General features: G+C 27.7%; 25 protein-coding genes. 6 read left to right on the top strand and 19 right to left on the bottom strand.

What is annotated here, in order from left to right; all coding sequences use genetic code 11:
* The 10 genes from ACRC28_RS03010 to ACRC28_RS02965 all read right to left on the bottom strand — a co-directional run.
* The coding region (locus tag ACRC28_RS03010) for a beta-ketoacyl synthase N-terminal-like domain-containing protein (RefSeq protein WP_438541977.1) at positions 1-347 on the bottom strand (347 nt) is incomplete at its 3' end.
* Between the two features lie 13 nt (positions 348-360).
* Positions 361-1,101, bottom strand: coding sequence for a 3-oxoacyl-[acyl-carrier-protein] reductase (gene fabG / locus ACRC28_RS03005; protein WP_438541976.1), 741 nt, complete (start codon positions 1,099-1,101; stop codon positions 361-363).
* A gap of 12 nt (positions 1,102-1,113) precedes the next feature.
* A complete protein-coding gene (gene fabD, locus ACRC28_RS03000; protein ID WP_438541975.1) occupies positions 1,114-2,049 on the bottom strand; it encodes an ACP S-malonyltransferase in 936 nt (311 codons plus the stop codon).
* A 2-nt stretch (positions 2,050-2,051) separates the two neighbouring features.
* Positions 2,052-2,981, bottom strand: coding sequence for an enoyl-[acyl-carrier-protein] reductase FabK (gene fabK / locus ACRC28_RS02995; RefSeq protein WP_438541974.1), 930 nt, complete (start codon positions 2,979-2,981; stop codon positions 2,052-2,054).
* Positions 2,982-3,121: 140 nt separating this feature from the next.
* Complete coding sequence (locus ACRC28_RS02990; protein ID WP_438541973.1) at positions 3,122-3,346, bottom strand: acyl carrier protein; 225 nt, start codon at positions 3,344-3,346, stop codon at positions 3,122-3,124.
* A 29-nt stretch (positions 3,347-3,375) separates the two neighbouring features.
* On the bottom strand, positions 3,376-4,347 hold the full coding sequence (locus ACRC28_RS02985; protein ID WP_438541972.1) for a beta-ketoacyl-ACP synthase III: 972 nt from the start codon (positions 4,345-4,347) through the stop codon (positions 3,376-3,378).
* A gap of 11 nt (positions 4,348-4,358) precedes the next feature.
* Positions 4,359-4,811, bottom strand: coding sequence for a MarR family winged helix-turn-helix transcriptional regulator (locus ACRC28_RS02980; RefSeq protein WP_438541971.1), 453 nt, complete (start codon positions 4,809-4,811; stop codon positions 4,359-4,361).
* A gap of 217 nt (positions 4,812-5,028) precedes the next feature.
* On the bottom strand, positions 5,029-5,442 hold the full coding sequence (locus tag ACRC28_RS02975) for a hypothetical protein (RefSeq protein WP_438541970.1): 414 nt from the start codon (positions 5,440-5,442) through the stop codon (positions 5,029-5,031).
* Between the two features lie 135 nt (positions 5,443-5,577).
* Entirely contained in the window at positions 5,578-6,459 is an 882-nt protein-coding gene (locus ACRC28_RS02970; RefSeq protein WP_438541969.1) for an NAD-dependent epimerase/dehydratase family protein, read from the bottom strand.
* 111 nt (positions 6,460-6,570) lie between these two features.
* Positions 6,571-6,813 carry a hypothetical protein gene (locus ACRC28_RS02965; RefSeq protein WP_438541968.1) on the bottom strand — a complete coding sequence of 81 codons (243 nt, stop codon included), beginning with the start codon at positions 6,811-6,813 and terminating at the stop codon, positions 6,571-6,573.
* Positions 6,814-6,929: 116 nt separating this feature from the next.
* Between ACRC28_RS02965 and ACRC28_RS02960 the strand changes: the two genes are divergently transcribed.
* Positions 6,930-7,064, top strand: coding sequence for a hypothetical protein (locus tag ACRC28_RS02960; RefSeq protein WP_438541967.1), 135 nt, complete (start codon positions 6,930-6,932; stop codon positions 7,062-7,064).
* Here the strand turns inward: ACRC28_RS02960 and yaaA are convergent.
* Together yaaA and ACRC28_RS02950 are read right to left on the bottom strand one after the other, a co-directional pair.
* Complete coding sequence (yaaA, locus tag ACRC28_RS02955; protein ID WP_438541966.1) at positions 7,061-7,828, bottom strand: peroxide stress protein YaaA; 768 nt, start codon at positions 7,826-7,828, stop codon at positions 7,061-7,063. The two genes, ACRC28_RS02960 and yaaA, sit on opposite strands and share 4 nt — an antisense overlap.
* Positions 7,829-7,867: 39 nt before the next feature.
* On the bottom strand, positions 7,868-8,578 hold the full coding sequence (locus tag ACRC28_RS02950; protein ID WP_438541965.1) for an SDR family NAD(P)-dependent oxidoreductase: 711 nt from the start codon (positions 8,576-8,578) through the stop codon (positions 7,868-7,870).
* Between the two features lie 214 nt (positions 8,579-8,792).
* On the opposite strand from ACRC28_RS02950, the gene ACRC28_RS02945 reads away from it, so the two are divergent.
* Positions 8,793-9,155: a hypothetical protein gene (locus ACRC28_RS02945; protein ID WP_438541964.1), complete on the top strand. Its 363-nt coding sequence runs from the start codon at positions 8,793-8,795 to the stop codon at positions 9,153-9,155.
* A 41-nt stretch (positions 9,156-9,196) separates the two neighbouring features.
* On the opposite strand, the gene ACRC28_RS02940 is transcribed toward ACRC28_RS02945, so the two are convergent.
* Positions 9,197-9,547 (bottom strand): hypothetical protein, encoded by a 351-nt coding sequence (locus ACRC28_RS02940; RefSeq protein ID WP_438541963.1) that lies wholly within the window; start codon positions 9,545-9,547, stop codon positions 9,197-9,199.
* Positions 9,548-9,761: 214 nt separating this feature from the next.
* Here ACRC28_RS02940 and ACRC28_RS02935 point away from each other — a divergent pair, with 214 nt between their 5' ends.
* The gene (locus tag ACRC28_RS02935; protein WP_438541962.1) at positions 9,762-11,177 is read left to right on the top strand and encodes a basic amino acid/polyamine antiporter; all 1,416 of its coding nucleotides are present in this window, start codon (positions 9,762-9,764) and stop codon (positions 11,175-11,177) included.
* Positions 11,178-11,221: 44 nt separating this feature from the next.
* Here ACRC28_RS02935 and ACRC28_RS02930 read toward each other — a convergent pair whose 3' ends face one another.
* Entirely contained in the window at positions 11,222-13,078 is a 1,857-nt protein-coding gene (locus ACRC28_RS02930) for an FUSC family protein (protein ID WP_438541961.1), read from the bottom strand.
* A 126-nt stretch (positions 13,079-13,204) separates the two neighbouring features.
* Between ACRC28_RS02930 and ACRC28_RS02925 the strand changes: the two genes are divergently transcribed.
* Positions 13,205-14,116, top strand: a complete 912-nt coding sequence (locus ACRC28_RS02925; RefSeq protein ID WP_438541960.1) for a helix-turn-helix transcriptional regulator — start codon at positions 13,205-13,207, stop codon at positions 14,114-14,116.
* A 23-nt stretch (positions 14,117-14,139) separates the two neighbouring features.
* Here ACRC28_RS02925 and ACRC28_RS02920 read toward each other — a convergent pair whose 3' ends face one another.
* Positions 14,140-16,320 carry a DNA topoisomerase III gene (locus ACRC28_RS02920; RefSeq protein ID WP_438541959.1) on the bottom strand — a complete coding sequence of 727 codons (2,181 nt, stop codon included), beginning with the start codon at positions 16,318-16,320 and terminating at the stop codon, positions 14,140-14,142.
* Positions 16,321-16,488: 168 nt separating this feature from the next.
* Between ACRC28_RS02920 and ACRC28_RS02915 the strand changes: the two genes are divergently transcribed.
* A complete protein-coding gene (locus tag ACRC28_RS02915; RefSeq protein ID WP_438541958.1) occupies positions 16,489-18,360 on the top strand; it encodes a sensor histidine kinase in 1,872 nt (623 codons plus the stop codon).
* 36 nt (positions 18,361-18,396) lie between these two features.
* Here ACRC28_RS02915 and ACRC28_RS02910 read toward each other — a convergent pair whose 3' ends face one another.
* Positions 18,397-18,816: a hypothetical protein gene (locus ACRC28_RS02910; RefSeq protein WP_438541957.1), complete on the bottom strand. Its 420-nt coding sequence runs from the start codon at positions 18,814-18,816 to the stop codon at positions 18,397-18,399.
* Between the two features lie 18 nt (positions 18,817-18,834).
* Positions 18,835-19,185: a hypothetical protein gene (locus ACRC28_RS02905; protein ID WP_438541956.1), complete on the bottom strand. Its 351-nt coding sequence runs from the start codon at positions 19,183-19,185 to the stop codon at positions 18,835-18,837.
* A gap of 180 nt (positions 19,186-19,365) precedes the next feature.
* Here ACRC28_RS02905 and ACRC28_RS02900 point away from each other — a divergent pair, with 180 nt between their 5' ends.
* Positions 19,366-21,003, top strand: coding sequence for a WG repeat-containing protein (locus ACRC28_RS02900; RefSeq protein ID WP_438541955.1), 1,638 nt, complete (start codon positions 19,366-19,368; stop codon positions 21,001-21,003).
* 18 nt (positions 21,004-21,021) lie between these two features.
* Here ACRC28_RS02900 and pnuC read toward each other — a convergent pair whose 3' ends face one another.
* Together pnuC and ACRC28_RS02890 are read right to left on the bottom strand one after the other, a co-directional pair.
* Entirely contained in the window at positions 21,022-21,783 is a 762-nt protein-coding gene (pnuC, locus tag ACRC28_RS02895; protein WP_438541954.1) for a nicotinamide riboside transporter PnuC, read from the bottom strand.
* 183 nt (positions 21,784-21,966) lie between these two features.
* A partial coding sequence (locus ACRC28_RS02890; RefSeq protein ID WP_438541953.1) for a 3'-5' exonuclease occupies positions 21,967-23,502 on the bottom strand: 1,536 nt, incomplete at its 5' end.

The raw sequence follows: 23,502 nt of genomic DNA, 5'->3' as shown, positions 1-23,502 counted from the left end.
TCATTTTCCATAGTTTGGAATCCACCAATTCCTGAACCTACCATAACACCAACTCTAGTTTTATCTATATTTTCTAAGTCTAAACCTGAATCTTTTATTGCTTCTTCTGCTGCACATAATGCAAACTGTGAAAATCTATCTAATCTTTTACTTTCTTTCTTTCCTACAACTTCAGGATCAAAGTTCTTAACTTCTCCTGCAATTTTAACTCCTGTTTCTTCATTATCATATAATGTGATAAAATCAATTCCATTTTTACCAATCTTAGCATTCTTCCAAAATTCTTCTACATTGTTTCCAATTGGAGTTAATGCTCCCATTCCTGTAATTACAACTCTTCTTTCCATCTTCTTTCCTCCACTACATTACCATTCCACCATCAACATTTATAACTTGACCTGTTATATATGCTGACTCTTCTGATGCTAAAAAGCTTACTAAATTTGCTACATCTTTAGCACTTCCAAGCTTCTTTAAAGGAATTCCTTTTTTTATTTCGTCTTTATATTTATCGCCTAAACTTTCTGTCATATCAGTTTCTATAAATCCTGGAGCAACTGCATTTACTCTAATGCCTCTTCCTCCAAGCTCTTTTGCTAAGGATTTTGTCATACCAATAACTCCAGCTTTTGATGCTGAATAATTTATTTGACCTGCATTACCAACTATCCCTACTACTGATGAAAGATTTATAATACTTCCTTCTCTTTGCTTAACCATTATTGGTGTAATAGCTTTTAAGCAATTAAATACACCCTTTAAATTAACATCAATTACAGTATCAAAATCCTCTTCTTTCATTCTTAGTAATAATGTATCTTTTGTTATTCCTGCATTATTAACTAATATATCTATCCTATCAAATTTTTCTTTAGCAAAACTTATCATTTCATTAACTTTTTCTAATTCACTTATGTCACATTTAAAAATTTCTGCTTTCACTCCTAAAGCTTCAATTTCTTTTTTTACTTCATTCGCTTCAACGTCATTACTTCTATAATTTATCAGTACATTCACACCAAGACTTGCAAGCTTTAAAGCAACTGCTTTACCAATTCCTCTTGCTCCTCCTGTAACTATTGCATTTTTATCCTTTAACATAAAATCCTCCAATTACTTTTCTTTTAATGTTTCTATACAACTATTTAGTGTTTCCAAATCACAAACATTTATAACTTTTACTTTTCTATCTATTTTTTTTACAAATCCTGATAATGTTTTTCCTGGTCCTACTTCTATAAAAGTATCTACACCTTTTTCTAGCATATCTCTTATTATTTTTTCAAAGTATACTGGTTTAACCATATGATTTTTTAAAATGCTTTTTAAATCATCTTCTTTTTCATATAATCCACCTTTTAAATTTGAATAAACATTACCCTTTATATCATTTACATTTATATTTTGTATATATTTAAAAAATTCTTCACTTGCTTCATTTAATAAAGATGTATGAAAAGCGCCACTTACCTTTAAAGGGATACCTAACCCACCAAGCTTTTTAGCTTCTTCAATACTTTTATCTATAGGTGCTACTTCTCCACCTATAACAGTTTGACCTGGGCAATTATAATTTGCTATTTCAATAATTCCTAACTCTTTGCAATTATCAACAAGTTCATTTAATTTATCCTCTTTTAATTTTAATATAGCTGCCATTTTACCTTTTGTTTTAGCGCCATATTCACCCATTATTTCACCACGTGTCTTAACAAGCTTCATCCCCTCTTCAAACTCAATTGCTCCATCATTTATTAATGCAGTATATTCACCTAAACTTAATCCACATGAATAATCTGGTTTAATACCTTCATTTTCTAAAGCTTTTGCAATTGCTAATGAGTTTAACACTATTGCAGGTTGTGCTACTTTAGTATCTGTTAAGTCTTTTTCATTTCCTTCAAACATAAGATTTAATATCCCCATATTTAAAGTTTTCTCTCCCTCTAAAAATACTTCTTTAGAGTCTGTTCTATTTTCAAATAAATCTTCTCCCATTCCTACTGCTTGAGCACCTTGCCCTGCAAAAAGAAAAGCTATTTTCCCCATTTTTAAACCTCCAAATCTCCTATAAGCTTTTTAGCTCCATTCATTAAATCTTCTATAATTTCCTTACATGATTCTTCTTTATTTATAAGTCCTGATATTTGACCTGCCATAATTGATCCTGTAACTACATCTCCATCTTTTGCAGCTCTTGGTAGAGATCCTCTTCCAAGCTCTTCTAATTCATCTACTGAAGCATTTTCTTTTTCTAATTTCATAAATTGTCTTGATAATTTATTTTTAATTACTCTTACAGGGTGTCCTGTTGCCCTTCCTGTTACGTCTGTATCTATATCTTTAGCTCCTAGCACTTTATCTTTATAATTTTGATGAACTGTACATTCTTTAGCTACTAAAAATCTTGTTCCTACTTGAACTCCTGATGCACCAAGCATAAAACTAGCTGCTACACCTCTTCCATCTCCAATTCCTCCTGCTGCGATTACAGGTATACTTACTGAATCAACTACCTGTGGAATTAATGTCATAGTCGTTAATTGCCCTACATGACCACCTGATTCTGTTCCTTCTGCAATTATTGCATCTGCGCCCATCTTTTCCATTCTTCTTGCTAAGGCTACTGATGCTACAACTGGAATAACTTTTATTCCATTTTCCTTCCACATTTCCATATACTTACCTGGGCTTCCTGCCCCTGTTGTAACTACTGGTACCTTTTCTTCACATACAAGCTTTGCCACTTCCTCAGCATGTTCTGACATAAGCATTATATTTACTCCAAATGGCTTATCTGTAATTTCTTTAACCTTTCTAACTTCTTCTCTTATCCATTCAATAGGTGCTGTTCCCGTTATTATTCCAAGTCCGCCTGCTTCACTTACAGCAGCTGCTAAAGATGCATCTGCTATCCATGCCATCCCTCCTTGTAATACTGGATATTTTATATTTAACACTTCACAAATTCTATTTTTCATGTAAAATCCTCCTAAACATCTAAAAAACTAGTTTTTCTTTATATAATTAAAATCGGGTTCTACTTCAAAGTTATAAAGAAGAATCCCGATTTTCTGTTATAAAACTTACAAGTTAAATTATTACAAATACTTAGCTTTAATTACGCCTTAGTTTTTGATTCAACGTAATCTACTGCATCTTTAACACATTTAATGCTTTCAGCATCTTCTAATTGAATTCCATATTTTTCTTCTATTTCTATTACAACTTGGAATAAATCTAGTGAATCTGCTCCAAGTTCTTCAAATGTTGTTTCTAACTTTACTTCACTTTCCTCTACACCTAATTGTTCACATACAACTTCTCTAATTTCTTCAAATATCATTTTTTATTCCTCCTAAAAATTCATTTCTTTTAAAATTCTATTAATGTTGCTCCGCAAGTTAGTCCGCCACCAAAACCAACTAATATAACTTTCATACCTGGTTTTAATTTTCCTTCTTCAAATGCACTATTTAAAGCTATTGGAATGGACCCTGCAGATGTATTTCCTACTTCTTCTAAATTTATATAAAACCTATCTAAAGGTAAATTTAGCTTTTTACCTGCATAATCTATTATTCTAAGATTTGCTTGGTGTGGAATTATTAAATCTATGTCACCTAATTTATATTCAGTTTCTTCTAAAACCTTCTCTATTGAAGTAACAATTGCCTTAGTTGCAAACTTAAATACTTCCCTACCATTCATTTTTATATATTCTAATTTTTTATTTTCTTCTTTTATATAAGGGTTAACTACATTTCTTGCCCCTGCAGTTAAAGTATCACCTTTTTCTCCATCTGATATACTATATGAATTTATAATTCCTTTTTCTGTTGAGGCTTCTAATATACAAGCTCCTCCTCCATCACCAAATAATATACATGTTCCTCTATCAGACCAATCTATTATTTTAGATAATGTTTCTGCTCCTATAATAAGAGCTTTTCTATATCTTCCTGTACTTATTAAGCTTTTTCCAACTTCTAATGCATATATAAATCCTGTGCATGCTGCATTTATATCAAAGGCTGTTGCATTTTTTGCACCTATTTTACCTTGTATCATACATGCTACTGACGGTGTATAATTATCTGGTGTTAATGTTGCAACTATTATTAAGTCAATTTCTTCACCCTTTATATTCCCTCTCTCCATAGCCATAAGAGCTGCCTTATAAGCTATATCCGATGTATCTTCACCTTCTGATATTCTTCTACTTCTTATTCCTGTTCTTTCTACTATCCATTCGTTATTTGTTTCTACTAATTTACTTATATCTTCATTAGTAACTTTTCTTGAAGGTAAATATGCTCCAACGGATTTTATTTTCACTTCATTCATTTAATTTCTCCTTAATCTTTTAAATTATATTCTGTTTTAAAGAAGTCATTTAATCTTTCTAAAGATGATATAAGTGTATCTTCTTCATCTTCTGATAATCCTTTAATAGTAGCGTTTATCATATCATTATGAAATTTTTCATGAAGTCTATAGGCAAGCTTGCCTCTTTTTGTAAGTTTTATCAAAACAACTCTTCTATCTTCTTCAATTCTTTTTCTTTCAACATATTCTTTTTTTATAAGCTTATTTATAGCAGTAGTTAGTGTTCCCACTGTTATTTTTAAATCTTGAGCTACTTCTGACATTGTTCTTTCAGTATAAAGACCAATGGCCTCTAATGTATGAATCTCTGTAACTGACAAATCATTCAACACACCTTGCTTTAATGCTTGTTCTTCAATTTGAAGTATGTCATTAAATATTTGAACTAACAATTCATTTAATATTTTTTTCTTTTTTTCCATTCCTATTCCTCCATAGTTCCCTAACATCCTTTATAACTATAATCTTTTTACTCACATAAATCAATTGCTATCAAATATTTTTTATCTCAAATGATTTGATAATCAAACTATAATATAATCAAAGTTTTTTGTCAACTATGAATTTAGAAAAAATATCTCTATTAAGTATTTTATGCCAAAATAAAACTATGCAATGCATCTTTGCATTGCATAGTTTCTATCTAAATAAATACATCATTAATGAAAATGAAAAAAATAATATACTTATCATATATAAGAATATTGGAAATCTTAAAAATTCCATTGGTGAGTCTATAAAAATAGTATCTTTTTCTACATCATATATGATATCGATTTCATCTCCAATTCCATAAATTTTTCTATCAATCTCCATATCATAATAAAATATTTTTTTATTTTCTTTGTATTCAATCTCAATTATAGGCTTATAAGTAGTTACTTTTTCTGAATAATTTAAAGTTTCTAATATTACTTCATCTATTTTTCTAAATTCTTTTATCTTCCCTTTAATTCTTTCACTTTTCTTATATAAACTATATCTATTTTTAAATATCACAGTTGCCCATACAAGTATTCCTCCACCAAGTGCAATTAAAGCATACATATCCATACTAACCACTCTCCTCTTCTTTTACTATAGGATATGTTTTTTATTTAGTTTGGTTAAAAAAATATTTTCATTTATAAAATTCCATCTAAAAAAAGCAAATCTTATTTGATTCGCTTTTAATACTCTTTCTTAAATTTATTTTTCTATATAACCTTTTATAATTTCTCTTATCTCGCTTAATGCATTTTTAAATCTATAAAAATAAAATCCTCTAATATAAACTGTACTTATTGTAATACCTAAATATTCATTATATGGAGATGTTTCTATTACATCTATGGTTCTATCTATAATTGCTTTTTTTCCTGTTTCTTCTTCTATAATTTTTATAATTTCTTTTAAGCTTACATCCCCATTACATGCTGCATTTACAGGCCCTATAATCTCCTTATCTTTTATCCATTTCAAAAATATAGCTGCTTCATTGCTAGTTATAACATTCATCTGCTCTTCTAATTTTGTTGTATATATTTTTTCTTCATTTTCAATTTTTTCTACATAAATTTTTAGTCTTTTCGTATAATCATCTTTACCAATTATTACTGGAAATCTAACCATAGTAACATCAAACTCTGCATACTTTGAAAAAACCGACTCCATAAGTCTTTTTCCTTCTGAATATGAAAATTCTTCTCTTTCTCCAAATTTTATCTCACTTTTTTTCATATCATATTCATATTCTTTTAAGTTTAAACCTTTTCTTTTATCATATACTGCTAAAGATGATATTACTATATACTTTTTAACTTTTCCTTTTAATGCTTCAATCCCAATTTTTGCATCATTCGGTGAATAACATAAATTATCATAAACTACATCAAACTCCAAATTATTCAATGCTTTTCTCATAGATTCTAAATTTCTTCTATCTGCTTTTAACCATTTTACGTCTTCCTTGAATGGATTTTCACTATTTCCTCTTGTTAATATAGTTACTTCATCCCCACCTCTAATTAACTCTTTAACTAACTCTTTACCACAAAATCTAGTACCACCAAGTATTAATATTTTTCCCATAACACATCATCGCCTTTCTAACCTATATAATAATAATACCATATTAATCTTTATCTTCCAATAAATAGAAAAAACTTTATTCTTTTTAGAATAAAGTTTTTTCTATATTTACTAATGCATCGCATTACTTAAAACTATAAATATTGTCAATAATATGCTTACTGGTACTAACATTACTGAAAAAAGCATATATTTTGTTCCTTTTTTATTTACCTCTTGCATTTCATCACTAACTTCTGATTCATAATTATCTATCTTTCCAACATGTTTAAAAGTAGAAAATGCCTTTATAAATGTCGTTATCATCATTATTACAACTATTATATCTAGTAAAATTAAAAAGATTGAAACCATAATTTTCCCTCCTGCTTTTTACACTATATTTATTATATTACTTATAATCCCCTTTATTTAAAAGGCTTTTTATATTAAAATATTATTAACAAATATTTTAACTAAGGAGCCTTTTTATGAAAATTTTAATTTTTTTATTAATTTCTGTTCCTTTTTTCGTAGCCGCTTTTATCCTTTATTCTTATTTAAAGAAAATGATTGATAACAAAAATGCAGCTTTAAAAAAGCGTAACAATTCTAAAGAGCTTTAGCCTATTGTATATACTAAAGCTCTCTTATTACTCATATCTTCTCTATATACATATCCTTCTAAATCAAATTTTTTAAGTTCTTCAACTGTCTTTATTTTATTTTTCATTATAAAGGTTGCCATCAAGCCTCTTGCTCTCTTTGCGTGAACAGTAACTACCTTATACGTACCATTCTTATACTCCTTAAATACAGGTGTAATGACTGTTATATCTTTAAGTTCTTTTAACTTAGCTGATTTAGAATATTCCTCTGAAGCTAAATTCACTAAAATATCTGATTCCGTTTCTTTTATATCTTTTATTAATTCATTTTTTATTTCATCTTCCCAAAATTCATAAAGATTTTTTTTATCTCCTATATTTAATTTTGTTCCCATTTCCAGTCTATACTTACTTATCCTATCTAAAGGTCTTAAAACTCCATACATTCCTGATAATACTCTTAAATGGATATTTGCATATTCTAATTCATCTTTTTTATAATCTTCTATATTTAGTCCCTTAAAAGCTTCTCCATTGAAATAAAATATACATGGAAATAATTTTTCTTTTTCTACTATTTCAAACTTATGAACATATTCAAAAACTTCATCTCTAAGCTTTTCTGATATTTTCATAAGTGAACATAATTCATCTGGATTAAACTCCTTAAGTCTATTGTTTATAATAATAGACTTATTATCGAATCTAGTACTTGTGCACTTTAATCTTTTATCATATTCTCTATCTAAAAGTTTTTTTGCTGGTGATAATATAACTAACATTTTTTCCACTAACCTTTCTTTTTATCTTACTTAATTTTTTTATTCATAAATCATTTTCTTAGACATTCCTCCATCAACTACTATGTTAGTAGCATTTATAAAATCATTTTCTTTATCTGATAAATAAAAACATGCCTTAAAAATATCTATTGGTTTTCCAACTCTTCCTGATGGGTGTTGTTCATGGTCTCTTTTTGTAAGGCTTTCATAATCGCCTGTTTCTATCCATCCTGGACTGACTGCGTTTACCGTTATATTAGTTCCACTTAAAGAAACTGCTAATGTGTTGGTAAAGGATACAAGACCTCCCTTAGAAGCTCCATAAGCCTCCCATCCCTCCTCATTTTGATTCCATCTTGTAGAAGCTATATTTATTATTCTTCCATATTCTAAGTTTTCATTTGCTTTAATAAATTCCTTTGCACACAAAAAGCTTCCTTTTAAATTTACATTTATAACATCCATAAACTCTTCACTTTTAATTTCTAAGATATCTTTATTAAATTTACTTATAGCTGCATTATTTATTAAAATATGAATTCCACCAAAAAGTTCTTTAACCTTCTCAAAAACTTTTTTCACCTCAATTTCTGAGCTTACATCAACTTTAAAAAATATAATATTTTTTTCCTCAAACTTCTTTTCAATTTTATCTATTCCAACTACACTAAAGCCTTTTCTTGCATATTCTTTTGCTAAAGCATTTCCTATTCCATTTCCTACTCCTGTTATAAAAACTACATCCTTCACTGTTTAAAACTCCTTTCTATACCTTTTTTAAAATCTCAATATTATATTATCATATCTTTATCTTCAAAACTTAAAATTAAAATTACATTTTTACCCTTCATCTTTTTATAATCAAAATTTCACATTTCACCTAGCAATATACTATTTATTTCTTCACATTAAAGTCGTATAATCAATTTAAATCTAAATTAAACTTTTAAAGGAGTGAACTATTATGGGAATATTTAGAGATATAATAGATTATGAAAAAAGAAAAATAGATGAAGATAGGATTATACGTGATAGAATGAATTTAGATAGGGACTTAGCTGAAGGTGATATTTTAGGAACTCTTTATGAAGAAGAAAAACTAAGACATGATAGAAGAAACTTAGATAGAGATGTTTATGACGACCGTTTTAGACGTGATGATAGATTTTTTAGAGAAGAAGAGCGTTTAAGAGAAAATCGCTTTATTGAACGTGAAATGTTAGAAGAAGATATTCTTTTTGATGAAGAAAGAAGAATGCGTGATAGGTTTGTTGAAGATGAACTTATTGAAGATGCTGAAGACTTCATTGATGATTTTAGACTTTAAAAATAAGGATTGCATTTTTGCAATCCTTATTTTTATGTGGACTATTCTCCTCCACCTCCGCCGCCGTCACCGCCATGGCCACCGTGACCACTTCCTTCACCTTCTCCACCAGCATGGCCACTTTCTCCAAAGCCTATTCCAAACTGTATATTTCCATCACTACTTCTATTAGAATAACTACTAGTACTATAAAATCCATTACTGTTAAAACTATTATTTGAAAAGCTTCCGCTAGCTCCTCCTACATTAAATCCATTTACTAAAAAATAATATCCAATTACACCTATTGCCATTACTAATAATATTACTCTTACTACCTTATCTACTACTGTTTTTCCTAAAAATGCTTTTGCTATCTTTTTCAAAGCATTTCCTTCCTTTTTATTACTCATAATATTTCCTCCTTTGTTTTAACCTTAATTTTACTAAATTCTTTAATTCCTTGTAAATACTTTTAAAGTGAACATTTTATCTATTCTTTTTTCACATATTACATTTTTGCATATTTATAAGTTTCTGTGAACTTTTATGCATTTTTATTGCATAATTATAATTTTTTTATATAATTTAAAGTATGAATTTTATATTTAAAATAAGGAGAAAATTATGGAACATACAGATAAAAAATTAGGATTTTTCGGTCTTGCCTTTCTTATTATAGGGGCAATGCTTGGAGGGGGATTGTTTAGCTTACCTTCACAACTTGCACAAAATGCTGGAACTTTTGCAATTATTTTAGGTTGGATAATTGCTGGGATAGGAGTATTTGGCTTAGCTTTTGTATATCAAATGCTTTCAAATAAAAAACCTCACTTAACAGGAGGACTATTTAGTTATGCACAAGAAGGCTTTGGTTCATATATGGGCTTTAATTCAGCTTGGATTTATTGGCTAAGTTCAATTTTTGGTGATGTTGCCTATGCAACACTTATTTTTGGGTCGCTTTCATACTTTTTCAATATTTTTAATCCAGATGGAAACAACTGGCCTTCAATAATAGGTGGCTCAATAATAATATGGGCTATTAACTTTCTTGTTCTTAAAGGGGTTAAACAAGCTGTTCTTGTAAATATTATTGTAACAATATCGAAAATACTTCCTATTATACTTTTTATTGTTGTATGTATTATTTTCTTTAACATAAAGAATTTTTCCTTCCAATTTTTTGGTACACCAAGTCTTGGAGGAGTTTTTACCCAAGTAAAAAGCACTATGATTGCAACTCTTTGGTCTTTTGTAGGAATTGAAGGTGCTGTAGTTGTTTCTGGTCGTGCTAAAACACAAAAAGATGTAGGTAGAGCTACAATTGTTGGGCTTTCTAGTGCTATTTTTATTTATATTTTAATTAGCTTAATTGCTCTTGGTGTAATGAAAAGACCTGAAATCGCTAGTCTTCAAAACCCATCTCTTGCTTATATACTTCAAAGTGTTATTGGAAAATGGGGTGCTATCATTATAAATATAGGTCTTATAGTTGCTTTAACAGGTGCTTTACTTGGATGGACTATAATAACTGCTGAACTTCCATACATCGCTTCTAAAGATAAAGTAATGCCTAAATTTTTATCTAAAGAAAATAAACATGGTGCTCCATCTTCATCACTTTATCTTACAACTATAGTTACTCAAATATTACTTTTATTTTCCCACTTTTCAAATAGTGGATATCAAGTTCTATACACTATTGCATCAACTGCAATTTTAATTCCATACTTTTTAAGTGCTCTTTATGCACTTAAACTGGCTATAACTGAAAAAAATAAAACTCTTAGCTTTAAAGATTCCTTAGCTTCTATTATTGCTGTTATATACACCCTTTGGATTCTTTATGCTGCTGGAACTAAATATATCCTTTTAAACTGCATATTCTTTTCTATAGGACTTATCTTTTTTATCTGGGCTAAAAAAGAAAATAAAAGAAAAGTCTTCCATGCTTGGTATGAAGTTTTAATAGCTATTATCATTTTACTTCTTAGTGTCCTTGCAATCTACCTTCTACTAACTAATAAAATTTCTGTATAAAAAATCAAGCTAGACTTCTAAAGGTCTAGCTTGATTTTTTTCTATTAAATATCTAAATTTCTTTTTATTTCATATATATTTGCATAAATAATTTTTTCTTGTATAGTTGTGCTTTTTTCTATTAATACATTACATTTTTCTAGTGTACATCCATCATTTTTTGCTAATCTTTCTATTTGTTTTTCAAAAAACACTCTATACTCATCGCTATTTATATTTTCACCTAATTCAATATATAAGCTAAAAATATCTACAACTAATATTCTTTTTCTTAATTCAATCTCTAAATCTTGTTTTATTAAAGAAACTTCAAAATTTTCTTTTATCTTATTTTCAATTAAAGAAGTTGTTAGAAAATCTTCTTCTATCTTTTCCTTATCTATTTTTTTAGATTTTGCCATATTATATATACTTTCAATCATATCTCTAGTTATTCTTCTATATCTTTCTATAAGATTATTATTTATATCCTCTAAGCTTTTCTTAAGTACAAATTTATTTAAGAAAATTGCTATAATAACCCCTATGGCAACAAACATAATTCTTTGTGCTGCAAAGGATGTAATACTTCCACTTCCAGTTGCCATAGCCACGATATTTATGGTTACAAAGTAAATCGTATATTTGTACTGTGTAAAGTATGTCATTATGTAACCTGTTAAAAGCATTATTATACTTCTTTCCATACTCCCCTTAAATATACTAAATAAAATTACAACTGTTATTCCACCAAGAATTGTAGATATTACTCTATCCTTCATCTTATATTTACTAATTTCATAAATAGGATTTACAACTGAATATATTGTTACTGCCATCCAGTACCCTTCTTGAAGATGAAAAAATTGTGCTATAAAATATGTTACTGCAATTCCAATTCCTGCACGTATTCCATAACAAAATCCTACTCCATCTTTGTTTTCTTTAATAAAGTTTCCTATACTAAATTTCTTCTTATTTTTCTTTATTTCAAAGCTTTCATCATTAGTTTCTATAATTTGCATGGTATTTCCAATAACCTTAAAGCTATTTAAAATTTGAACTGATGTTACTGTTTTTCCAAGTTCTTCTTTATATTTCTCATTTAAATTATGGATATTTATTGTAAACTCTTCATAGTTTATTTCATTATTTACTACTTTTTTAAATAACTCCATTCCTATTTTTATATAAGACAGTACCTCTTCACTAATATTATCTTCTTCTCTTATTTTAGAATTTAATTTTTGAAGACATACAAGCATAGTTAAATTTTTTTCTCCTTCTTTAGATAAATTACAATCCTTATCTTTTCTATCTAAAATAGCTATTTTTAAGCCTTTAAATAACTCTTCTATTTCTTCATTTACTTTATTAATTTCTTTTTCTTGCTCTATAAGTTTTACTTTCTCTACTATTAAATCACTTGCTTTAGAAAAAGTTTTTATTGATTGTTTTTTTAATTTTTTCATATTAAATAAAATTTGTGGCAACATAATTAGTAATGCTCCAATAATTAATGCAAGAATTCTTTTGCTTTCACTTTCTACATGTGGCTCAGACAATAAAAATATGTACTGTAACATAAAAGGTAAATATATAGGTTTTCTTAAATCGTTACAGAAAAAATACCCAATTATAAATACAATAAGAAAATTAACTGGTATTCCAAGCCACATATTTTTTCCTATTATAAATATTCCAATTCCTGTAAGCAAATTCACAAATAAAAATATACTTGTATATTTTAATAGATTCCCTGTCAAGTCTCTTTCCATTAACATTAGCATTGCTATAAATGATCCTATCCCAACGAATACATTTGCTTCACCAAAAACACTTTTAAATAATACTATAAATGCCGTTGCTGCTAAAAACATAACAGTCTTTGCAACTATAACTTTCGTAACTTTATTTTTCATAAGTTTCACTCCTTGATTATTTCATATTATTAGTTTACACTTCTAAATAGGACAATATTTGTCATATTCAAAAAATGTTTTCTTTTAGAAAGGACTAATATTATGAAATCTGCTAAATTACTAAAGATGCTTACCATATTATTAAAAAATAAACACTGCACTGCAAAGGAGCTATCAGAAGAATTGTCACTTTCTATACGAACTATCTATAGATATGTTGACACACTTTCACTTTCAAATATCCCTATTTATACTTCAAAAGGTAAAAATGGTGGAATTTTTATAAGTGATGATTTTTCTTATAGCTCTTTTTTAGATAACTCAAATATAGAAAATTTACTTACAGCTATAAAAACTCTCTCTATATCTGCTAATACCTCTTCTTATGATTTAACATTTAAAAAGTTAAAATCCCTTCTATCTAGTAAAGATAGACATCTATTAAATTTTAAAATAAATAAACTATTCATCGATACTTCTCCTTCTAGTATAAGCTCAACCTACATTAATACAATGAATAGAATAAATGAGGCTTTAGACAATTTACTAGAGATAGAGTTTGATTATTATAATATTTATGGTGATAAATTTCATTGTACTCTTGAACCATATCGATTTATTTTCAAACACTCACTTTGGCTTGTTCAAGGGTTTCTAATAGAAAGTAAAACATTTAAAGTTTTTAATATCGCTAATATATATAACTTAACTATCACTTCTAAAAAATTTAATATTCGATATTTAGATTATTCAACTATTCCATCACTTTCTTGGAAATATGATACAACTATTTCAGTTAAGCTTTTAGTTAAAGAATCTGCCTATGAACTATTTAAAAAATATTATAATGAAAGTACACTTCATAAACTAGATGATTCTAACTATGAAGCTATTATTTCATTTTCAAATACTATAGCTGAATATAGTTTCTTATTTTTCTTAGGTGATTCAATTAAAATTCTTTCTCCAAATCATGTGAAAAATTTTTTTATTGATTATACAAAAAAAATTCTCTCTCAATATGAAGAAAACCACTAGCTTTTAACTAGTGGCCTTTCTTATTATTTAAAATCTTTTAATAATGCTGCAAACGGATTGTTTATATCTTCTGCTGCTTCTTTTTTCATTTTTTGCATTATCTTATTTGTTTCTCTTTTATCTACTTTTCCTTTTTTATCAAATCTCTTTTTAAATACAGATTCTTTTTCTCTAAAGTTACAGTTTGCTCCAGGACATACAAATATTTTTCCATCTCCTGATCCTCTAAGTTCTAACTTTTTCTTACATTCAGGACATCTTGCATTTGTTACTCTTGCAATATTTTCTCTATGCCCACATTCTCTGTCTTGACATACATACATTTCTCCTTGTTTTCCTTTAACTTGAAGCATGTATTTTCCACATTCAGGACATTTCTTTCCTGTTAAGTTATCATGTTTAAATTTACTTTTTGCAAATTTAACATCCTCTACAAGTGCTACTGTATAATTTCTTATTTCTTTTAAGAATTTATCTGCACTTTCTTTACCTTTACTTATAGCATCAAGTCTTCTTTCCCATTCTGCTGTTAATAGAGGTGATTTTAAATCTTCTGGCACAAGTTCTATAAGTTGCTTTCCTTTTGATGTTGGATATATATCTTTTCCTTTTTTCTCTATAACAAATGAGTTAAATAATTTTTCTATAATGTCAGCTCTTGTTGCAACCGTTCCAAGTCCACCTGTTTCATTTAATGTTTTAGCTGATTCTTTATCTACATTGATATACTTTTGTGGATTTTCCATTGCTGAAAGAAGTGTAGCTTCATTAAATCTTGCTGGAGGTGTCGTATGATTCTTTTTAACATCTACAGCTTTAACTTTTAGCTTTTCACCCTTATTTATTACTGGTAAAGTTTGGTCTTTTATATCTTCACCTGAATTATCTTCATCTACTCTATCATAAAGTCTCTTCCAACCTTTTTCTTTTTCTACTTTTCCTCTAGCAATTAGTCTTTCACCATTTGCTTCACCTTCTAAAGTAGTTTCTACATAAGTATATGCTGTCATAAGGTGGCTTAAGAATCTTTTTACTACTAAGTCATAGACTTTTCTCTCATCAGAGCTTAAAAGAGCTAAATTTCCTCTTTCTTCTGTTGGAATTATAGCATGGTGATCAGAAACCTTTGAATTATCTACAAAGCTTTTATTTCCTCTAATATCACCTCTTAAAAGATTTTCACAAACCCCTCTATATTCTCCAAAAGCTACTGCTTTTACTCTGTCCTTTAAAGTTCCTACTACATCTGTAGTTATATATCTTGAATCTGTTCTTGGATATGTTAAAACTTTATAATTTTCATATAATCTTTGCATTACATTTAAAGTTTGCTTTGCTGAGAATCCAAACATTCTATTACAATCTCTTTGAAGCTCTGTTAAATCATAAAGTGATTTAGGATAAGCTTTCTTATCCTTGCTATTAACATTAACTATATTAATATCTGCTCCCTTAAGCTTAGCTTCAACCTTTTTACTGAATTCTAAATCAAAAATTCTACCATTATTATCTTTATTAACCCATGTAAAATCACACTTATCTGATTTTATATTTATAGTATGATACTCTTTTGGTTTAAAATTCTTTATTTCTTCTTCTCTATTAACTATAAGACTTAAAGTTGGTGATTGAACTCTTCCTGCTGATAATTGTGCATTATACTTACAAGTAAGCCCTCTAGTTACATTAAGACCAACAAGCCAATCAGCCTCTGCTCTACATTCAGCTGCTCTAAAAAGATTTTCGTACTGGCTTCCTGGCTTTAAATTTTTAAACCCATCTAAAATTGCCTTATTTGTTTGTGATGAAATCCATAATCTTTTAAGAGGCTTTCTGCATCCCGCCTTAAGAATAGTCCATCTTGCAACAAGCTCTCCCTCACGTCCTGCATCTGTTGCTATTACAATTTCACTTACATCTTCTCTATTTAAAAGCTTTTTAACTTGTGCAAACTGCTTTCCTGTTTTTCTTAAAACTGTTGTTTTCATATTTTTAGGAAGCATTGGAAGAGTTTCTAAACTCCAAGTTTTATATTTATCTCCATATCCTTCTGGATCTTGAAGTCCAACTAAATGTCCCATTGCCCACGTTATTATATATTTACTTCCTTCTATATATGCCCCTTTATTGTTAGTGCATTTTAAAACTTTTGCTATATCTCTACCTACTGATGGTTTTTCTGCTAAAACTAATATTTTACTCATATTTTTTTCCTTTCAATCTCTAAAATAGATTTTATCTTATACTCTATTATAATCTATATCTCTTTTTATACAAATATTATATCTTTTCTTAAATTTTTATCTTTTCATTTTATAGGAAATATTGTAAAATTAAGTTATTATTTTACAATTTTTGTCGAGGTTAGATTTATGAAATTTTTTAAATTACTTATTATAATTTTTTTAGGAAGCTTATTTTTTCCAAGTGCTTCATATGCAAATACAAAAAAAACAGTTTTAGTTTTAGATTCACAACATGAATCTGAATTTTCTCTTAGACTTTTTGAAGGCATTAAAACTCAACTTGCTGAGCATAATGTAAACACCATTACCTATAATATTAATAATTCAGATGATGTAAAAGAAATTAAACATATTGAGCATATTGCGAGAGAAAACAAGGTATTATCTATTATTTCTCTAGACAAAGCATCTTATAATTTAATTAAAAAGTTTTCTTCTAAATATCTATTAGATCAAAAAATTTATCTTTTAGGTTTTGAAAAAGATTCTTTTAAATTCCCCTCTAATATTAAAACTTTTTTTCTGAATTTTGATTTTGAAAAAAAGTTTGATTATATCGTTGATGTCCATAACCCTAAAACTATTAATATTGTTATGGATAAGGAATTTGCCCACTCTAACTTTTATCCATATATTCAAGATTATATTAAAAAAAATCCTTCTATAAATTACAATATAGTTTTAGCAGATGAATATGAAAAAACTATTGAAAAATTTATTACTAAGGACGCTATTATCGTCGTTTTTTCACCTCTCTATGAAAATGCTGACGAAAGTGGTTTTAAACGCAAAATAACTCCTTTTGGCTCGGTTGAAAAATTAGCTAGATTCACTGACCTCCCAATCTATGGCGGCTTTCGTGAGTTTGGTACACGTTTTAATATTGGTGCTTTCAACTATAGTGGTATTTTTGTAGGTCATAAAATTGCTGATACAGTATTATTAGATAATAATTTAATTCCTGCTTTAACTTATGCACCTCTAAACAAATATAATAAAACTGACTTTTATATCAATGAAGATTTAAATAAATATCATTTAAAAGAAACTGATGATATTTCTATTTCTACCTACACCTTTAAAGAAAATATTACTTTATCCGGTGAAAAAAAAGTTAACCGTTCTAAATTTGCTGTTATGATGTTGTTTATTTTACTAACAGCCTTTCTTTTTAAATATTTACTTTTTAGACGTTCCTTTAAAGAAAGAATTAAGGTCGATAAATTAAAAACTAATTTCATTGCAAATATTTCTCACGAACTTCGGACACCTCTTAATATAATAATTAGTACTATTAGTTTATTTGAGATTTATATGAAAAATGGTGAAGTTATTTTTAAAACAGATAATAGTCTTGAAAAATTTAATTATTTAAAGAAAAATTCTTTTAGGCTTTTAAAGCTTATTAATAATATTATTGATACAACTAGAATAGATGCTGGTTACTTTTCTTTAGATAAACAAACTTACAATATTGTTGAAATTGTTGAGGATATTTCCCTTTCAACTGTTGCTTATGCTGAAAAAAAAGATATTTCTATAACTTTTGATACTGATTTTGAGGAAATCTATACTTTAGTTGATAGAGATAAGATGGAGCGTGTTTCTTTAAATTTAATTTCTAATTCATTAAAATTCACTCCCGCTGGTGGCACAATTTCTATTTTCATCTCTCTCTTTGATAAATCAACAATTTGTATTCAGTTTTCTGATACTGGTCTTGGAATTTCAGAGGATGATCAAAAAACTATTTTTGATAGATTTGTTCAATCTTCAACACATTCATTAAATAAAAGTGAGGGAAGTGGTATTGGTCTTTCTTTATGTAAGTCAATTATAGAACAACATGGTGGTTCTATCGAGGTTCAAAGTTCTCTTAACATAGGTTCTACCTTTACTATTTATTTACCACTTGTAGAAACTAATGAAGCTTTATCACCTTATTTAAATAATTCTAGAATAAATGAATTAACTGAAATAGAATTTTCTGATCATTAAAAAAACACCTTTCAAATTTTTTGAAAGGTGCCTTTTTTAATTTTCCAAAAGCTTTTTCATTTTTTTATAAGCTTCTGTTTCTTTTTCTTCTTTAGGTAATTTTTCTAAATACTCTAAGCTTTCTTTATTATCATCTTTTAAATACATAACAATACTTCTATTCCACTTATATGCTATCCAATAAGATTTTTTCATAATAAGAATTAATCCAATTACTTCTAATAATATTCCTATTATCAAAAATGCATTTCCTACTGATGAAACTATATTAAGCAAACAACCAAATAGTATTATGAAAAGTCCTCCAAATGTAAAGTATGCAGGTCTTCTGCTACTTTCAGTATCTATCCCTAAATACTTTTCTAACGCCTTCATATTTTTTTCTAAATCTACAGGTACTCTTGCCCCATCTCCACTATTCTTTTTTAAATCCAATTCTTCTTTTTCTTTATCCATATTTAAGTTCCTTATCTTTTATTTTTGCTTTAAGTAATGTACTAAAAAGCTTAGTAGTATTATATCAATTACTATCACAATAATAGTAATTAATATTTTCCATCTAATTTTAAATTTTCCATACGCAAACATCAATGCAATTCCAGCTGGTGGACAAATAACTAATAATACTGTTATAAAACTCATTTTATTAAAGAAGTATTCTTTTTCTATAAAGTCATTTTCACTTTCTTTAATAACATCAATTTTATTTTTTTCTAATATTTCATTTAACAATTCAAAGTTTTTTATTTTATGTTCCTCTTTAGAATTAATTACATTTACTTTAAAAATTGGTTCTACATTGATTTTCTTAAATTTATACTCCATTTCTATATCCTCCCTATGAACATAACATTATTTTACTATATTTTTACCGCTTTTCATATCTCCTTTACTTTGTTCATCTTTTTTTATCATTTTAGTCTCTTTTTTTTCATATTTAAAAACTTTTTACCCTTTATAATCATATTAGATGTAATTTATAATCAAAACTTTCGGAGGATATTCATGAATGAAAAACTAAAGAATTTAATTTCACCTTTAAATAACTCAAAAGCCAAGAAAATTTTACCCATTGTAATAATTCTTTTATTATGTGGTATTTTCATTTTCATTGGTAACCCCAAAAAGAAAATAACTACTACAACACCCTTAACACCTCTTATTTTTCAAAATAAGAGTAATGGGCTTTATGGTGCTGTAGATTCTAAGCGTGATGTTATAATCCAATCTACTTACAAAACACTTTTATCACATGAATTAGATGGAGAATATTATTTCGTAGGAACTACTAAAGATAATAGCACTGTTATTTTAAATAATGAGGGAGTGATTTTAGCTACAGTACCGAGCAATTATACTAACGTTTCTGTACTAAGCTTAAAAGATAAACTTTTAAAAGTATCTAATAAAAGTGGATTCCTAGGAGTTTTAAATTTTTCTAATTCCGTTATTGTTCCACTTCAGTACAATTCACTTTGGATAAAAAACAACTTTTTAGTTTTAAATCCATTAAGCAATGAATCTATCGCTAATTTAAATGGTAAAATTTTAGTTTCTGCTAGTAACTATGCTTCTATTTCTATTCAAGATAATGGAATTGTGGTACAAAATAACAAAGGACTTTATGGACTTTTAGATTTTAATGGAGATGTTGCTCTTCCTGCTGAATACACTAATATCCATGGAGTTAATGGAGATACTTTTGCAGTTTCTAACAAGTCAAATCTTTTCTCTGTATATAATATATCTAGTAAAGATTTTAAGTCTGATTTTAAATACACTTCCATTCAAAAGGAAGCTTCAGAAAGTCCATACTTAGCTTGTGAAATTTCCGGTGGTGTTGCTAAATATGGATATATAGATGGGAATGATAGTACAATAATACCATTTATATTCCAATCTGCTTATGCATTTAACGGTGACTATGCAATAGTTCAAAAAAATGGATATTTTGGATTAATCAATAAAACAGGTGATTTTTTAATCGATCCTAACTATTCAATTATTCCTGGATATGCTTATGCTATAGAAGCTTTCCAAAATGGAAACTATTATGCTTGTTATAAAGATAATTCATCATTTATCATTAATTCAGATGGTAAAATTTTAGGTTCTGTTCCTGGCGTAATTCAAACAATTTCAGACCAAACTGTACTTTATGAAACTCCTAATAACGAAGTATTTCTTTATGATATTGGAACTAAAAAAACTACTAAATCAAAGTTCTATTTAGAACCTTTAACTAAGGGTACAATAACACCTAAAGGATACTTTGGTGCATATAAAAATGTTTCTGATTCAAAATATGCAAATAGTCTTTATCTTTATGAAGAGGATAAAGGAATATTAAGCTATAACGGTTATAATTCAATCAAATTTGAAAATGGCTTATTCTTATGTAAATCTGAAACTAGATATGATGTTTTAAATACTAATGGAAAAGTTCTACTTTCATTTAACCCTGTTAATATATTAAGCATTAACATTACACCTGATAAAATAATTTATGTGGAGCAGGTTGCACCTGGTGTTAATAGAATGGAATCTTCTGGTCCAAAACAAGAAGCTTCACGTTTAATTACTGCTTATAATTTTAATGGTCAAAAAATTTCTTTATCTAATTTAAAAGAGGCTAGAAAGTAAAACTTTCTAGCCTCTTCTTTATGCTTTTTTTCTTTTTTTATAAAGTTTGTTCCAATTATAAAATCCATAAAATGCTATTATTCCATATTGAAGCCATGTTAATGCTCCTGAGAAATCACTTACTGTAAATCCTGTTCTAAGCATTGACTCTATAAATAATACTATTCCTAAATTTGATAAAATCCAGAAATACCATTGTTCCATATATCTTTTTGATGTTAAAAATACTGCATAAATAGTAAATACTGTTGTTAATGAATCTAATATGTATTCTTTATCTGGTGCTAATGTAAGTCCTATATGTGATAATATATCCGGTAATGATTTTAAGAACCATCCATACAAGAACCATCCCACAAATATAAAAATAATTGTAAATATCCAATGCTTTGCCTTAAATCTTTTTATTTCTATTTCATCACTATCATTTTGACTTAAATTCTTTCTCCACTCAATAAATCCGACTACTATAAGAGGAAGAATAAATACTATGTTTTGAATTACTTGCCCGTAAAGTTGACTATACCATGCTACTACTGCATAAGTTATAGTATTTAATGTCCACCAAAAATAACACTTTATACTTGCTTTTGCTTGGTAAATCGCTGTGAAAATCCCTGATATTGTTGATATAATTCCTACTATACTTGCAAACTCAAATGTTTGTGCCCATGTTCCTGTTCCAGTCATTATAGGAATAAAAAAGGCTACTATGCTTGCTACTAAAAATACTACGAAAAATCCTTTTTGGAAAGGAGAAAACTCTTTAAAAAATTTCATTTGTTAATCACTCTATCCTTCTTTTTTAATTTAGTTTTAGTTTTTTAAATCTATGAAGCTCCATATATATATTAGATATGATTCTATAGTTTTTTTCTCCTTTACTCAATAGGCTTTATAAAAAGTTTCTTTTTTATTTATACTTAATTTTTAATATTTATTATTTACTCACATAGTTTTCTCTTATAAAAAATCTAAAAACGAGCTTTTTTCTTCTCTTTTTCCCCATAAATTAAATTCTGAATAAAAAAATGTAAGTGTCTTTTTAGCTCTTGTAAGAGCTACATAAAATATCCTTCCTTCTTCCTTATAATCCCCTTTTTTAATTGGGAATCCCCCTTCATTTAAACCTCCTATAAGTACATTTTCATATTCTAATCCCTTTGCTTGATGAACTGTTATTATAGGAATTCTAATAACCCCACTTCTATTTACCATTACTTCTTCAAGTTCTCCATTTGAAAGACTTGTTAAATTTACACTTTCTATTATTGAATCTCTGTTTCCTTTTTCTTTTTCATCTGTTATTTTTAATATTTCTATTAACTTCTTCACATTTTTCTCTTTTATACCTTTTTCTTCTAAACTATAGCTTCCAAAAAAATTGAATTCTTTTAATAAATATTCTATCATCTCATAACTTCGAAGCTCATAGCTTTTTTCTCTTATCCTTGTAAGTTTTTCTCTCATCTTATTAAACTTACTAAAGTTTTCACCTATAAGAATCTCTCGTTCTTTTCTTTCACCCATAATTCTTTTCTTTATTTCTTTAATTAAAATTTCACCTGTTGCTCGTATATCATCTAAAGCGTCATGAGTTGGTTTATTTTTCACTTCAAAAACTTTACTTAAGTATTCTAACTTATGATTTTTTAAATCCCCATAAAATCTTCTATAGATTTCTAAGGTATCGTAAACCCCCTTTACTAAAATAGTTCCCATCTTCAATCGATTAAGTTCACTACTTAAAATGCTAATATCATAATTTACATTGTGTCCTACAACTACTTTTCCTTGAATAAACTTAAAAAAATCTTTAAATACAACTTCTTTAGCTTCACCTTTTTCTTCTAGTTCTTCATCTGTAAAGCCATGAATATATGCAGATTTCCCAACACTTTTAGAAGGCTTTATAAATCTTTCAAAAGTCTCTACTTCTCTTCCATCTTTATCTAATCTTATAGCAGCAATTTGAATTATTTCATCCTCTGTTACATCTACACCTGTGCTTTCAACATCAAAGACAACTATTTCTCCTCTATTGAAAGCTTCTATAAGAAGAGTATAATACTCTCCAAATTCACTATAATTGCTTAAATAATCATTTAATTTCACTCTAAGCTTTCTATGCCTTACATCTGAAACCTTTTTAAGTGTTTCACTTGATACATTTGTATTTAACCTTTTTAAAATTCTTTCTAAGCTTACTGTATCATTTTCATTTATTATTACTTTTAAAAATGCTATCACGTCTTTTATTTCAGCTCTCTTAAAAAAGCTAAATTCATCAACAAGGGAAAATTGAAAACCTAAATTTAAATTAAAGCTTTTTATTTTTTCACTTAGCCTTATATTATAAGTATTGCTTCTAGCTAAAATACATGTACTTCTTAAATTTCCTCCATTATTTTTTATCTCTACACATCTTTTAATTATATTTTTTGCTTCTTCTTCTATATTTCTTGATCCTATAACTCTTAAGGCTTCACCCTCTTCACT

It is taken from the genome of Clostridium sp., assembly GCF_051650885.1.
Classification (GTDB): domain Bacteria; phylum Bacillota; class Clostridia; order Clostridiales; family Clostridiaceae; genus Clostridium.
Note: the sequence above shows the minus strand (reverse complement) of the source record. Positions and strands in the feature narration are given on the sequence as shown.

Excerpts from the sequence above, each read along its gene's own strand:
- fabG (WP_438541976.1), bottom strand. The coding sequence starts at position 1,101 with ATGTTAAAGGATAAAAATGCAATAGTTACAGGAGGAGCAAGAGGAATT.
- fabD (WP_438541975.1), bottom strand. The coding sequence starts at position 2,049 with ATGGGGAAAATAGCTTTTCTTTTTGCAGGGCAAGGTGCTCAAGCAGTA.
- fabK (WP_438541974.1), bottom strand. The coding sequence starts at position 2,981 with ATGAAAAATAGAATTTGTGAAGTGTTAAATATAAAATATCCAGTATTA.
- ACRC28_RS02990 (WP_438541973.1), bottom strand. The coding sequence starts at position 3,346 with ATGATATTTGAAGAAATTAGAGAAGTTGTATGTGAACAATTAGGTGTA.
- ACRC28_RS02985 (WP_438541972.1), bottom strand. The coding sequence starts at position 4,347 with ATGAATGAAGTGAAAATAAAATCCGTTGGAGCATATTTACCTTCAAGA.
- ACRC28_RS02980 (WP_438541971.1), bottom strand. The coding sequence starts at position 4,811 with ATGGAAAAAAAGAAAAAAATATTAAATGAATTGTTAGTTCAAATATTT.
- ACRC28_RS02975 (WP_438541970.1), bottom strand. The coding sequence starts at position 5,442 with ATGGATATGTATGCTTTAATTGCACTTGGTGGAGGAATACTTGTATGG.
- ACRC28_RS02970 (WP_438541969.1), bottom strand. The coding sequence starts at position 6,459 with ATGGGAAAAATATTAATACTTGGTGGTACTAGATTTTGTGGTAAAGAG.
- ACRC28_RS02965 (WP_438541968.1), bottom strand. The coding sequence starts at position 6,813 with ATGGTTTCAATCTTTTTAATTTTACTAGATATAATAGTTGTAATAATG.
- ACRC28_RS02960 (WP_438541967.1), top strand. The coding sequence starts at position 6,930 with ATGAAAATTTTAATTTTTTTATTAATTTCTGTTCCTTTTTTCGTAGCC.
- yaaA (WP_438541966.1), bottom strand. The coding sequence starts at position 7,828 with ATGTTAGTTATATTATCACCAGCAAAAAAACTTTTAGATAGAGAATAT.
- ACRC28_RS02945 (WP_438541964.1), top strand. The coding sequence starts at position 8,793 with ATGGGAATATTTAGAGATATAATAGATTATGAAAAAAGAAAAATAGAT.
- ACRC28_RS02940 (WP_438541963.1), bottom strand. The coding sequence starts at position 9,547 with ATGAGTAATAAAAAGGAAGGAAATGCTTTGAAAAAGATAGCAAAAGCA.
- ACRC28_RS02935 (WP_438541962.1), top strand. The coding sequence starts at position 9,762 with ATGGAACATACAGATAAAAAATTAGGATTTTTCGGTCTTGCCTTTCTT.
- ACRC28_RS02930 (WP_438541961.1), bottom strand. The coding sequence starts at position 13,078 with ATGAAAAATAAAGTTACGAAAGTTATAGTTGCAAAGACTGTTATGTTT.
- ACRC28_RS02925 (WP_438541960.1), top strand. The coding sequence starts at position 13,205 with ATGCTTACCATATTATTAAAAAATAAACACTGCACTGCAAAGGAGCTA.
- ACRC28_RS02920 (WP_438541959.1), bottom strand. The coding sequence starts at position 16,320 with ATGAGTAAAATATTAGTTTTAGCAGAAAAACCATCAGTAGGTAGAGAT.
- ACRC28_RS02915 (WP_438541958.1), top strand. The coding sequence starts at position 16,489 with ATGAAATTTTTTAAATTACTTATTATAATTTTTTTAGGAAGCTTATTT.
- ACRC28_RS02910 (WP_438541957.1), bottom strand. The coding sequence starts at position 18,816 with ATGGATAAAGAAAAAGAAGAATTGGATTTAAAAAAGAATAGTGGAGAT.
- ACRC28_RS02905 (WP_438541956.1), bottom strand. The coding sequence starts at position 19,185 with ATGGAGTATAAATTTAAGAAAATCAATGTAGAACCAATTTTTAAAGTA.
- ACRC28_RS02900 (WP_438541955.1), top strand. The coding sequence starts at position 19,366 with ATGAATGAAAAACTAAAGAATTTAATTTCACCTTTAAATAACTCAAAA.
- pnuC (WP_438541954.1), bottom strand. The coding sequence starts at position 21,783 with ATGAAATTTTTTAAAGAGTTTTCTCCTTTCCAAAAAGGATTTTTCGTA.